Origin of the sequence: Desulfovibrio psychrotolerans, assembly GCF_013340305.1 — a bacterium.
GTDB lineage: Bacteria > Desulfobacterota > Desulfovibrionia > Desulfovibrionales > Desulfovibrionaceae > Halodesulfovibrio > Halodesulfovibrio psychrotolerans.
Genome location: NZ_BLVP01000036.1, coordinates 167769 through 180453 on the forward strand (window position 1 = coordinate 167769; position 12685 = coordinate 180453).

Annotated in this window: 11 protein-coding genes; 6 read left to right on the top strand and 5 right to left on the bottom strand. The window is 61.0% G+C overall.

Annotation, left to right across the window (positions count from 1 at the left end):
- Complete coding sequence (locus HUV26_RS15375; RefSeq protein WP_174411020.1) at nt 1-1473, bottom strand: RtcB family protein; 1473 nt, start codon at nt 1471-1473, stop codon at nt 1-3.
- Between the two features lie 59 nt (nt 1474-1532).
- Nucleotides 1533-1964 carry an ACT domain-containing protein gene (locus tag HUV26_RS15380; RefSeq protein ID WP_174411021.1) on the bottom strand — a complete coding sequence of 144 codons (432 nt, stop codon included), beginning with the start codon at nt 1962-1964 and terminating at the stop codon, nt 1533-1535.
- 395 nt (nt 1965-2359) lie between these two features.
- Between HUV26_RS15380 and HUV26_RS15385 the strand changes: the two genes are divergently transcribed.
- From HUV26_RS15385 to HUV26_RS15405, 5 genes are all read left to right on the top strand, one after another.
- Nucleotides 2360-3442: an FAD-dependent oxidoreductase gene (locus HUV26_RS15385; RefSeq protein ID WP_373869067.1), complete on the top strand. Its 1083-nt coding sequence runs from the start codon at nt 2360-2362 to the stop codon at nt 3440-3442.
- A 158-nt stretch (nt 3443-3600) separates the two neighbouring features.
- Nucleotides 3601-4113: a 4Fe-4S dicluster domain-containing protein gene (locus HUV26_RS15390; protein WP_174411022.1), complete on the top strand. Its 513-nt coding sequence runs from the start codon at nt 3601-3603 to the stop codon at nt 4111-4113.
- A 184-nt stretch (nt 4114-4297) separates the two neighbouring features.
- Nucleotides 4298-5281, top strand: coding sequence for an AAA family ATPase (locus HUV26_RS15395; RefSeq protein WP_174411023.1), 984 nt, complete (start codon nt 4298-4300; stop codon nt 5279-5281).
- Between the two features lie 17 nt (nt 5282-5298).
- Complete coding sequence (locus tag HUV26_RS15400) at nt 5299-6633, top strand: vWA domain-containing protein (protein WP_174411024.1); 1335 nt, start codon at nt 5299-5301, stop codon at nt 6631-6633.
- Nucleotides 6634-6651: 18 nt separating this feature from the next.
- A complete protein-coding gene (locus tag HUV26_RS15405) occupies nt 6652-7113 on the top strand; it encodes a hypothetical protein (RefSeq protein WP_174411025.1) in 462 nt (153 codons plus the stop codon).
- A gap of 90 nt (nt 7114-7203) precedes the next feature.
- Here the strand turns inward: HUV26_RS15405 and nadB are convergent, their stop codons facing one another.
- The 3 genes from nadB to nadC all read right to left on the bottom strand — a co-directional run bounded on the left by nadB (nt 7204) and on the right by nadC (nt 10831).
- Complete coding sequence (gene nadB, locus HUV26_RS15410) at nt 7204-8787, bottom strand: L-aspartate oxidase (RefSeq protein WP_174411026.1); 1584 nt, start codon at nt 8785-8787, stop codon at nt 7204-7206.
- Nucleotides 8788-8895: 108 nt separating this feature from the next.
- Entirely contained in the window at nt 8896-9930 is a 1035-nt protein-coding gene (locus HUV26_RS15415) for a quinolinate synthase (RefSeq protein WP_174411027.1), read from the bottom strand.
- Between the two features lie 16 nt (nt 9931-9946).
- Complete coding sequence (nadC, locus tag HUV26_RS15420) at nt 9947-10831, bottom strand: carboxylating nicotinate-nucleotide diphosphorylase (RefSeq protein WP_174411028.1); 885 nt, start codon at nt 10829-10831, stop codon at nt 9947-9949.
- A 249-nt stretch (nt 10832-11080) separates the two neighbouring features.
- Here nadC and mgtE point away from each other — a divergent pair, with 249 nt between their 5' ends.
- Nucleotides 11081-12466, top strand: a complete 1386-nt coding sequence (gene mgtE, locus HUV26_RS15425; RefSeq protein ID WP_174411029.1) for a magnesium transporter — start codon at nt 11081-11083, stop codon at nt 12464-12466.
- The last annotated feature ends 219 nt before the right edge of the window (nt 12467-12685 follow it).

A 12685-nucleotide genomic window follows, 5' to 3' on the forward strand; every position in this document is an offset into this window, starting at 1 on the left:
CTATCCCTTGATGCAGATGAGGGGTTCGGTCCGGGCCACGCGCCGCGCAAGTCCCGCGGCTTCCGTGGCGTGTACCACGGTGTCCACGTCCTTGTACGCCTGCGGAGCCTCCTCCGCAATGCTTCGCGGGTCTTTGGTGCGGATATGTATGCCGCTGCGGTCCAGCGCGGCAAGCATTGCTTTGGCGGCAATATCCCTGCGGGCAGCCGTGCGGCTCATGGCTCGTCCCGCCCCGTGATTGGCGGAATAAAAGCTCTGTGCGCCAGATTCGCACCCGGCCAGTATGTACGATGGCGTCCCCATGCTGCCGCCTACCAGAACAGGCTGCCCCACGGCGCGGCAGAATGCTCCCAGTGCTTCGTGTCCGGGGCCGAAGGCGCGCGTTGCCCCCTTGCGGTGCACAAAGAGACGGCGGGCAACCCCCTGCACCATGTGGGTTTCTTCTTTGCAGGTGTTGTGCGAAACGTCATACACCATGCGCAGCCGCGCGTGGGAGAAGAGGCTGTGCAGCACCGTCCGTGCAAGATGCGTCAGTACCTGCCTGTTGGCCAGAGCGCAGTTTATGCCCGCCCGCATGGCAGCAAGATACTGCTGGCCCAGTTCGGAAAGAATGGGTGCGCAGGCCAGCTCCCTGTCCGGCAGGTGCAGCCCGAATCGTGGAGCCGCCTCGGTCATCCGGGCCAGATAGTCCGTGCCTATCTGATGCCCCAGTCCGCGTGAACCGCAATGGATGGAAAGCAGAATGTCGTCCTGCGCCAGCCCGAATGCCCTTGCGGCTTCGGCGTCATGGATATGCGTCACCCGCTGCACTTCCATGTAGTGGTTGCCGGAACCCAGCGTGCCCAATTGGTCCGCAAACCGCTTTTTCGCCTCAGCGGAAACATGGGCGGGGTCGGCTCCGCGCATCCTTCCGCCTTCTTCCGTCCTGTCCAGGTCGGCGGCGGTGCCGTATCCGGATTCCACGGCCCATACGGCTCCTCCCCGCAGCATATCGTCCAGCTTGCCGGGAGTGAGCGGCATGGCACCTCCGGTACCCACCCCGCAGGGAATGGCGGCGAAGAGGGCGTCTGCAATCTCCCGCCCGCGGGAACGTACATCGTCCGGGGTCAGCCCCGTCACCAGCGAGCGCACCCCGCAGGCTATGTCAAAACCCACCCCGCCAGCCGATACAACCCCGCCCGCTTCCGGGTCAAACGCGGCAACCCCGCCTATGGGAAACCCGTATCCGCTGTGCGCGTCCGGCATGACCATGCTGGCTGTGACAATGCCGGGCAGGGCGGCCACGTTGCATGCCTGCCGCAGGGTGGTTGCGTCCAGCGTGGCGCGCACTGCGTCCGTGGCAAACAGACGGCAGGGCACGCGCATGTCTCCCTGCGGGTCAATACGCCACACGGCATCAGATTCCCGTACAAGATGCAGGGGCGGGGCAGGTGTGCTATTGTGCCTGTCTTTTCTGGTCTTATTATTTTTCATGGCACTGTTCGGGGTTCAAAAATACACAAGGCCGGAACAGTCCGGCCTTGGTTGTCTTGTTAGCAGGCGTAGAGCTTTTCCCCGGGTACGATGGGAATGCAGTGCTTCTGCAAAATCTCCAGAGCCTGATCGGTTCTGTCAAAGCGGAAGATGAGGGTGGCGTTGGCCACGCCCTGCTGCACAAAGGCGTACATGTATTCCACGTTCACGCCGTTGTCGCTGAGCGTGGAAAGAATGTGGTGCAGCCCGCCGGGCTTGTCGTCCACTTCCACGGCCACCACGGTGGTCCGGCCCACGGTGAACCCGTTATCTTTGAGCACGGCCTTTGCGCGCTCATGGTCGCTGACAATAAGGCGCAGGATGCCGAAGTCCGAAGTGTCCGCCAGAGAAAGGGCGCGGATGTTGATCTTTGCATCGGCGAGGGTCTTCGTCACCTCGGCCAGACGACCGGCCTTGTTTTCCAGAAATACGGATATCTGTTCGACTTTCATGGCGTTTTCCTCCGAGGCGTAGGTCCGTTGTTACTGTATGCGGGGCGTTCCTGCGGGCACCGCCTCTTCGGGTGCCTGCGCGTGGTCTGGAACGGTGATAGGCAAATTGTCTTTTTCCTGTATCACTCCAAGAGGTCGATGACAAGCGGCCTCTGCCATGCGCCTGCCGCGATTGTTCACTTTTTCACACTGTTCCGGCTTGCATGCAGTGCTGCTTCGCGTATACCTGTACTTCCGGATACCACCCGGCATGTTTCCCTGCGGAACGATCTGTTCCGGTATGGGGGAGTATACCAGTGCAGGCCCATACAGGCGGCTTCCGGCCAAGTCAGGCCGATTCAGGCCGGTTTAAACCGGTACAATCCTGTACTGTCCTGTACAAGAAGGATAAGACAATGAGCACGAATACGGCGCAGACCGGTGCCGGAACCATGAACTTCGGTTTCATGAAGGCGGAATCCGCCCCCCCCAACGGGCGCAACGTGGCGGTCATCGGGGCCGGTCCCTCCGGGCTTGCCACGGCGGGCTATCTGGCCTGCCTCGGATATCAGGTGCATGTGTACGACAAGCTGCCCAAACCGGGCGGCCTCATGGTGTTCGGCATTCCCGGCCATCGCATACCGGAAAGCCGCATCCAGCGTGGCGTGCGCGACCTTGAAAGACGCCTCGGCGTGGTCTTCCGCACCAACACGAAAATATGCTGTAGCGCGCCCATGCACGAGGAAGAAGGCGACCACTTCGCCTGCGACATCCTCAGCCTGAACGACCTTGTGGAGAACTACGACGCGGTCATGATCTGTTCCGGTTCGTGGAAGTCCCGCAAACTGGGCGTTCCCGGCGAGAACCTGCCGGGCGTGTATTCCGGGCTTGAGTTCCTGTTCCCCATCCGCGCCGTCCGCTATGCCTCCACCAACGTCGCGGTGCCGGACGTGCGGGGCAAGGCCGTTGCCGTCATCGGAGCCGGTTTTTCCGCTGTGGATGTGGTGGATTCCGCCCATTCCCTCGGAGCCTCCGCAGTCTACCTGCTGTACCGGCGCACCGCGCGTGAGGCCCCCTGCGGCAGCTTTGAGATAGACCGCATGCGCGAAATGGGCTGCCAGTGGATGGAACGCCGATCCCCCGTGGTCATTCTCGGAGAGGGCAGGGTGGAAGCCTTGCAGATAACCAACGCCGCAACCGGAGAAACCGAAACCCTGCCCGTGGACGTGGTGGTCAGCGCCATTGGCGAAATTCCCACCCCGCCGTTCCAGAAGGAACTGGGACTGGAAAACGTCAGGCGGGGCGAGGTGCGCTGGCTGAACATGACCGCCATAGACAATGTTTTCGTGGCGGGCGATGTGCTCTCCGGCCCCAGCAAGATAGGCAAGGCCGTCTACAGCGGACTGCGTGCCGCGCGTTCTCTGGCCAATTGGCTGGACCTCAAGGCGCAGCACCGTGAGGATGAATACAATTTTGACGCGGACAAGATGACACGGTAGCCCGGCGTTGCACGGCCTCGCCGCGTTCCCGGAACTGCGGGAGCCATGGCGGGCCATTCTCCGGATTCCGTGTCGTATTCACATCCACCCCGCACGACGGCACGCAGCAGCAGATTATGCGCACCCGTCGGCTCCCCCTTGTCCCGGAGGCAAAGGATATGCTTGAGGGCACAAAAACGCTCTATATAGATTACGCAAAATGCATCGGCTGCGAAACCTGCGAGGCCGTGTGCAAATTTCTGTATGATGTTCCGCGCATCACCATGACCCGGACCACAGAGGGAATCATGGTCCCCCTCTACTGCAAGCACTGCGAAAAGGCATCGTGCATGAACGTGTGCAGCCGTGGTGCGCTTAACCGCGACAGAGACGGTGCCGTGGTGCTGCAACCGCTGCTCTGTCGTGGCTGCGAAACACGCAACTGCGTCATCGCCTGTCCCTATGCGGCATTTTTCGCCACCTGCAGCGGAGTGGCCGTGGCAAAATGCGACCTGTGCGCCTCGCGCCGCGCTATCGGGCTTGGTCCCGCCTGCGTGGAAATGTGCCCCTGCGCGGCCATTCTGTATGTGGACAGGGCAGATATTCCCGCGCTGGAAACCGAAGAATCCCGTAAAGCCTACCAAAGGGTCATGGATCATATCCGTCCGCCCAGATGCGAGACACAGGAATAGCAGACCGAAAGGCCGCTCCGATCGGGGTGGCCTTTTTCCTGTCCTCTGCGGAATGGTGCGCCCCCGTGCCGCACATGTATGTCTCTGTAGGGTGAATCCAGTCCTGTGTTGACTTTGAAATTCAATTTCACTACGTTCACCCCTGCATACCCGCAGCAGCCATACAGACCGGAGGAACATCCGCATGAAGCCGTCAGAAATAGTCAATGCCCTCGCCACCCTCATCATCGTGGAACAACCCGCCTTTCTCTGGGGGCCGCCCGGCGTGGGCAAAAGTCAGATCGTGGCGCAGGTCGCGGCAGAAAGGGGACTTACCCTTGTGGATATCCGTGCCGTGCTGCTGGACCCGGTAGATCTGCGGGGTCTTCCCCGGTTTGACGACGCAGGCCGCACCGTCTGGTGTCCGCCGTCCTTCCTGCCCGTACAGGGCAGGGGAATCCTGTTTCTTGATGAACTGAACGCCGCGCCGCCCCTCGTGCAGGCCGCCTGCTACCAGCTGGTTCTGGACCGCAGGCTGGGAGAATACGAACTGCCTGCAGGCTGGACCGTCATCGCGGCGGGCAACCGGGAAACGGATAAGGCCGTCACGCACCGCATTCCTTCAGCCCTTGCCAACCGCATGGTGCATCTGGATGTGGACCCCGATCTGGAAGACTGGCTGACATGGGCCAAAAGGGCGGGCATAGATGCGCGCCTGTGTGCATTTTTGCAGTTCCGCCCGCGCCTTCTCCATGCCTTCGACCCCAAGCGCAACGATAAGGCCTTTCCCTCGCCCCGGTCATGGGAATTCGTGTCCCGCATTCTTTCGGCCCATCCCTCTGCGCTTACGCTTGAAGCACTCCTCCGCGGAACCGTGGGCGAAGGGGCTGCGGCGGAGTTCTGCGCCTTCCTGCGCCAATACTCCTCCATGCCCGATGCGGACGCCGTTCTCGCCAATCCCGGCGGCATACATTTGCCGGAAGATCCCGCCGTCATCTGCGCCCTGTGCGAATCCGTGGCCCGCAAGGCGGCGGAAGAGGTTATGCCGGAATTTGCGGTGCTGGCTTCCCGGCTGCCTGTAGAGTTCGGAGTGCTCCTCATGCGGGATGCGGCGGCGATCCAGCCTTCCATAGTAGAGACGGAAGCCTTCCGGGGCTGGGCCTGCGCAAACAGCGATGTGCTGGTCTGATAATCTGGGGAACCCTTATGATCAATGAAACGGCACACCGCAAGATGCAGCGTGCCAGAAGCGAACTGGTGCTCGACCATCCCTTCTTTGCGCACCTCGCCCTGCGGCTGGAGATGCGCGAAGACCCCACCTGCCGCACCGCCTGGTCCGATGGTCGCGTGCTCGCCTATAATCCTCTGTATGTGGAATCCCTGCCCCTCGGCAAGCTCAAGGGAATGCAGTGCCACGAGGTGCTGCATCTGGTCTGCAACCACCATACACGCCGTAACGGAAGGGATGAGCGGCTGTGGAACATGGCCTGCGATTACGCCATTAACCCTGTTCTTCTGGAGGCGGGCATAGAACTGCCGTCCGGCTATCTGGATAATCCTGCCCATCATGGATTGAGCGCAGACGCCATTTATGCCGGACTGCTCGCCTTGCAGGAAGAGACGCACGGCGGTGCCGAAGGCGGCGCGCGGCAGGGCGAGGAGGTGGCATCCGAGCAAGGTTCTCCCGGCGGGGGTGCGGAGGATGGCGAGGCGGGAGAAGAGAGCGATGCAGGCGAAACGCCTCTGCCTGAAGCCGGAAGGGAAGACGCGGGCGGCAATTCCGGTGCCGAGGGCGAAAGCCCCTCGGAGAAGACTACGGAGGCCGAAGGCGACCCCGGCATGAGCGGCGAGGTGCGCGATTCCCCGTCTCAGGCAGCAGGCGACGGCGGAGCCGAATCCCTGCGGCAAGAAGAGCAGTCATGGCGTGCGGCCCTTTCGGAAGCCCTGCATAAGGCCCGCGAATTCGGCAGCCTGCCCGGCAGTCTGGAACGTCTGCTTGATGGCGGGCATCAACCCGCGCTGGATTGGCGGGAACTGCTGCAGCGGTTCCTGTATAATGCCGCCCGTAACGATTTTTCCTGGGCTCGCCCAAACCGGCGGTTTTTGCACACCGGGTTGTATCTGCCCGGACTGCATAACGAGGAACTGGCACAGGTGGCCGTGGCTGTGGATGTGTCCGGCAGTATCACGCCGCCGGAACTGGAACGCTTCGCATCAGAACTTTCCTCGGTGCTGGAAGAATTCGATGCGGCTATCACCGTCTTCACCTGCGATGCGGCCATAACCCGGCGCGAACATCTTTCGCGGTGGGATTTGCCGCTGGAATTCACCGTATCGGGTGGTGGCGGAACGGATTTTTGCCCGCCGTTCGAGCACCTGCGCGAAGAGGGAACCTCTCCCGCCTGCCTCATCTATTTTACGGACATGGAATGCGGCCATTTCCCGGAAGAGCCGGAGTATCCGGTCCTGTGGGTTACGGCAAACGGGGCGCACACCCCGCCACCCTTCGGCGACGTGCTGCTCATGCCGCCATCGGCCTGAAAACGGGAGGATACGGGAATGGATATGGAGTGGACCATCCTGAAAAAACGCGGCAACTTCCGGCCTGTCCTGCGCTACACGCTCACCCTCACTGAATTCGAGGTGCAGTTGGGCATGCCGGCGGTGCGTGTGCAAAGCCCCATTCCCAAGCCGCCGGACGCAGGCTGGACCCATTGCTGGCCCGGACAGAATGAACGTGCGGAGTGGATTCCCGCTGAGTGGTATCTGCTCATGACCCCCTCGTACCGCACAGTCACGGTCACGGAAGATATCCGGCTCCCGTGGCGTGCAGACAATGAATACCCGGAAGTGGAGGCGGCCTTCACCCAACTGCGCGAAGCCTTTGAGAGTGCCCTTGCCGATGCGGTGGAAAGCGCGCCGATGGATGAGCGGGGCAGCATGCAGACCTCGGCCGCCGCCAAGCGTGTTATTGCCCCTGCCTTTGCGGCAGAACGTCTGTTGCGGGCTGTCCGGGGCTGACCTACCCCTGCACGCTGGCCGTTTGAGCACATAGCTGGTTGTCTCAATCTGAAAGGCCGCTCCTTCCGGGGCGGCCTTTTTCATGGCAACTCAGTCTTCGCGGTAGTGGCAGCCTATGCTCTGCCGGTTCCGCTTGGCGGCAAGGGTTATCACATGCGCCGCCTGACATCCGTGGAACAGGTCTATGAGCCGTTTGGAAAGCGGAGTCCGCTTATAGAAATCGTGCACGTTCTTGGCAAGCTGCCCCATGTCTTCCACGGCGCGCGAAAGGCGGCTCGTGGTGCGGGTTATGCCCACATAGTTCCACATGGTATGGCGGATGCGTGCCCAGTCCTGCGCAATAAGGGCGGGGTCGTCGTTGTGCTCCTCGCCCGTGGGGTCCCAGTCGGGCACTGCATCGCGCAGCCGTCTGCTTAACCTGCGGGTTATGCGCTTGCAGATGTCGTCGGCAGAAGAATGCCCCCATAACAATGCTTCCAGCAGCGATGTGGAGGCCAGACGGTTGGCACCGTGCACGCCGGTGCAGTTGCATTCGCCCACGGCGTACAGCCTCTCCAGCGTGGTGCGGCCCCTCGGGTCCGCCAGAATGCCGCCGCAGAAATAGTGGGCAGCGGGCACCACGGGAATAAGTTCCCTGCGGATATCTATCCCAAGGTCCAGACAGCGCCGGAAAATGGTGGGAAAACGCATGGCAAGGTCGTGCTTCACCCCGCTCGGGTCCAGATACACGCAGTCCTCGCCCTTCTTGAGCATTTCTTCCACAATGGCGCGGGCCACAATGTCGCGCGGGGCAAGGTCGGCGCGCGTGTCATAGCGCTGCATGAACGGCTCGCCCTTGGCGTTCACCAGCCGTGCGCCTTCGCCGCGCATGGCTTCGGTGATGAGGAACCGTCGTTCGGAGCGGTGGAAGAGAGCGGTGGGATGAAACTGCACATACTCCGCGTTGTGAATGCGTGCCCCTGCGCGCGAAGCCATGGCAAGCCCGGAGCCTATGGACGCCGGGCTGTTGGTGCTGTGCAGGTAAATCTGACCCACCCCGCCCGTGGCAAGCACGGTGTAGTTGGCCAGCATGGTTTCCACATGCCGCAGCTTTTCGTTAAATACATAGGCCCCCACGCACTGGTTGTTCAGCTGATATCTGAATTCCTGGTCGCGCGTGTGGTGGTGGCTGGTCAGCAGGTCCACCGCCGTCCGGTTGGTCAGCACGGTAATGTTGGGGTGCGTAGTCACCGCCTGTATCAACCCGTCCATGATGGCCCGGCCCGTATAGTCCGCGCAGTGCAGAATGCGCGGCACCATGTGTCCGCCCTCGCGGGTAAGGTCCCATTCGCATTCCGCGTCCGGGCTTGCCTTGGCAAAGGGAATGCTCAGCCGTTCCACCAGAATGCGCCGTACAGATTCCGGTCCCTTGGTGCACAGGTAGCGCACCGCGGTCTTGTAGTTGCGGTTGTGCCCTGCGGTAAGAATATCTTTTTCCAGAAGCCGGGGGTCGCCCGCCGTGGCTTTGTAGACAATGCCCCCCTGTGCAAGGGCAGAGTTGCCGTTGTCCAGCGAGTCTCCGGAGGTGATGAGGGTGCATTCAACACCGCTGTCCGCAAGGCTCAGGGCGGTGGTGCACCCCGCAATGCCAGACCCGATGATAAGAACGGGGGTAATATGGCGATATGTGCTCATTTTCTGGCCTGTTGCGAGTTCCTGTTTGGAGAGCCTGTCGGACGTTCTGCCGGAATTTTCACCGGATATGTTTGACGGATATGCTTGCCGGAGATGTTCCTGCCAAACTTACGCGCACGCCTCCAGCATGCGCGTGAGCGCAAGCCGTGCATGGTCTGCAAACCCGATGGGCGCGCGCACTTCTTCTGCCGTGCCGTTTGCCACGTCCTGCAAGGTTATGGCCAGCTTCTCTTCGGTTACGCTTGCCATGTGGGAGCACGCGCTTTCCAGCAGGGGCACCACGGTTTTGCGACCCCGGTATTCCTGTGCAAGCCGCTCCACCAGATTTATTTCCGTGCCAATGGCTACAGCGGAGCCTTCCGGTGCTTCACGTACATAGTTGATGATGAACGAGGTCGAACCGGCGGCGTCAGAGGCAGCCACCACTTCCGGTGCGCATTCCGGGTGTACCACCACGCGCACGCCGGGATGTTCCTGCCGCGCTGTCTCAATCTGCCGCAGGTTAAACCGGGCGTGAATGGCGCACAGTCCCGGCCACAGCAGCAACCGGGCACGGGCGGCGGCATCGGTGTCCACGGCATCGCCGTCCTGCCGGATGTTCAGCATATGCCACGCGCTTTCGGGAATCCCCAGCCTGTTGGCTGTGTTGCGTCCAAGGTTCTTGTCCGGGATAAAGAGCACCGCATCGCCACGTTCCATGGCCCAGCGCATCATGGTTTCCGCGTTTGCAGATGTACACACCGAGCCGCCGTGTTTCCCGCACACGGCCTTCACACCCACGGAGGAATTGACGTAGGTAAGAGGCACCACGGTGCGCCCGGAACCGGCGAGGTGGCGCAGCACCTTGTCCACGCGGGCTGCGGGAGCCATCTGCGACATCACGCAGTTGGCGTCTTCTTCCGGCAGATATACCTTCTGTCCTTGGCGGGCGAGCAGGGCAGCCGATTCGCCCATGAAGTAAACCCCGCAAAAGACGATGTGTTCCGCCTTAACACTCTCCACCTTTCTGGCAAGTTCAAGGGAGTCGCCCTTCAGGTCCACGTGGCGGATAACGGAATCAGACTGGTAATGGTGCCCCATGATGACAAGGCGTTCCCCCAAGTCCTTCCGGATGCGGGCAATGGTTTCCGCATGGCTGTTCATGTATGTGATCCTTCTGTTACTGCACAAGCATGCTGAAATCCGCAGCGGGTGCGGAGTGGGTGAGCCTGCCCACGGAGATGAAATCCGGCCCCCTGTCGGAGGCGCAGGCAACGGAGCGTATGTTCTCCAGCGTCACGCCCCCGCTCACCTCGGTTTCCATGCCGTTCGGAATGATATCCAGAGCCTGGCGAATGCCCTCCGGCTCCATGTTGTCCAGCATGATGCGGTCTGCACGGCATTCCACTGCCTCGCGCACCTCTTCAAGTGTCCTGCACTCCACCTCAATGGGCGGGCAGGGCGTGTAGCGTGCGCGCAGCATGTGCACGGCGGGAGCAATACCGCCTGCAAGGTCAATGTGATTGTCCTTGAGCATGAGCATGTCTGCAAGATTTTTTCTGTGGTTCAGCCCGCCGCCGACAAGTACCGCGTATTTTTCCGGGTAGCGCAGGCAGGGCAGGGTCTTGCGGGTATCCAGCAACCGGGAGCCCGTGCCCTGCAGTTGCCGCACATAGTCGCCGGTAAGGTTGGCTATGCCCGAAAGGTGGGCGATAAAGTTCAGGATCACCCGCTCCGCCTTCAGCAACCGGGCGGCGTCTGCCTCTATGGTGGCAACCACGGTTCTGTCCGCCACCCGTTCGCCTTCCTGTACAAGGGGCTGCCACGACCAGTCTCCGCTGCCGTCCCGTGCCGGGCATCGTTCCATCACAAGGGGGATGAGCGGCAGCCCTGCCACCAGCGTTTCCTGCTTGGCGATTATGCGTGCCGCAAGTCGGTGTCCGGCGGGGAAAATTCCCTCCGATGTCAGGTCCGGCCCGTCTTCGCGCAGGGCAAGGTCTATGGCCTGCAACAGCAATTCATGGGCCTGTCCACGGAAGAAACTGGAAAATTTTTCAATATTCATGGATTGTGGTAGGAACGTCTTGATGATAGATGCTCAATGCCAAACGGGCAGAATCGATCAGGCGGTTCATGAGTGCCCGCTATCGGGTCACCATGAACCGATTTTGGTCTGCAACAGATGCTGCGGAGCCGCGTGCGTCAAGCAACGGCACCTTCTCTTTGCGTGTTTAGGACTCCGTAACCGTTTCGTCAAGCCGTCTTCGCGTAAAGTGTGGGATGGCTTCAGGTAAATCCGGCAGGATGACAGATTATGACTGATACCCGCACAACTCCCCCCATCATTCCGGAAGAGTCTGGCGAAACGCCAAAGCCTGTAGTCATCCCCGTGGACTGCCGCGAAGAGGTGGCGAACATTTCTGTGGAAGAATTCGCCCACCCTGCGGACGCGGCGGAGCACATCCAGAACCTCACGCTCGAAAAACAGGTCTGCATGATGCAGCACCTTGCGGCAGAAGACGCCGCAGAGGCGCTGGCAGAGATGGAAGACCGCGTCCAGACCGACATTCTGGAAAACCTCGACCCCGAGGTTGCCGCGCGCATTCTGGGAGAAATGTCTCCGGACGATGCCGCCGACGTGCTCAGCGAACTGGATGCAGATCACCGTGACCAGCTGCTCCGGTATGTTGAAGCGGAAGACGCGGGAGACGCAGAAGAAATCCGCACGCTGCTCGCCTTTGATGAAGACACGGCGGGCGGCATTATGAACACGGAAATCATAATCCTTAATCACAATCTCACGGCAGATCAGGCTATCATGCACATCCGCCGCGAGATGGAAGACAAGGAAATTCCGTACTATGCCTACATCGTGGATGATAAGCTGCGCCTCGCCGGCGTGCTGTCTCTGCGCGACCTTCTGCTGTGCCGTCCCGGTTCCGTGCTGAAAAACGAACTTTCCGACCAGAGCCTCATCTCCGTGCTCTTCGATGTGGACCGGGAAGAAGTGGCGCACACCCTTGCCCGATACGATTTTATGGCGTTGCCCGTGGTGGATTACGAAGGCCGCCTGCTAGGCGTCGTCACCTATGACGACATCATCGACATCATCCATGACGAGGCGTCGGAAGACATGCTCGGCATGGTGGGCGCGGGGCAGGACGAAACCGTGGATACCCCGTGGCTGGAATCCGTCAAGGTGCGGCTGCCGTGGCTTCTGGTAAACATGTTCAATTCCGCCGCCTCCGCCTTTGTGGTCTATATGTTCGAAGAATCCATAGCCACCATGGCCATTCTTGCCGTGCTCATGCCCATAGTGGCCAATCAGGCCGGAAACACGGGCCAGCAGGCACTTGCCGTGATGATCCGCCAGCTTGCCGTGGAGCGGTTCGACCGCAAAAAATCGTGGATAGCGGTGCTGCGTGAGGCAAAAATCGGCCTGCTGAGCGGACTTATCATCGGCATTGTGGTGATGTTCGCGGTGTTCGGGTTCACCCAGAATCTGCGGCTTGCACAGGTTGTTTCACTGGCGCTGGCGCTGGATATGGTGCTCGGTGCGCTGGCGGGGGCCTCCATTCCGCTCATCCTCAAGGAACTTGGGCGTGACCCGGCGCAGGCGTCCAGCATCTTCCTCACCACGCTTACGGACGGTGCCGGCTTCTTCATTTTCCTCGGGCTGGCCACGGTCATGCTGCTTTAGATTCCCATAGCCCCACGCATAGCAACAAAGAGGCCGCCACTCCGAAAGGGGTGACGGCCTTTTGCTTTCCAAAACGATTGGCAGGTGGGTAACTGTATTGCATCGGTGTTCGGCGCGGGAGATGCGGAATACATCCGGCGCCCATATCCGGCCTGCCGGGAAGATGCACAGAACCGCCCGCATCCTCTGACTGGTTGCCGCAACGCGGCAGGTTGCCTT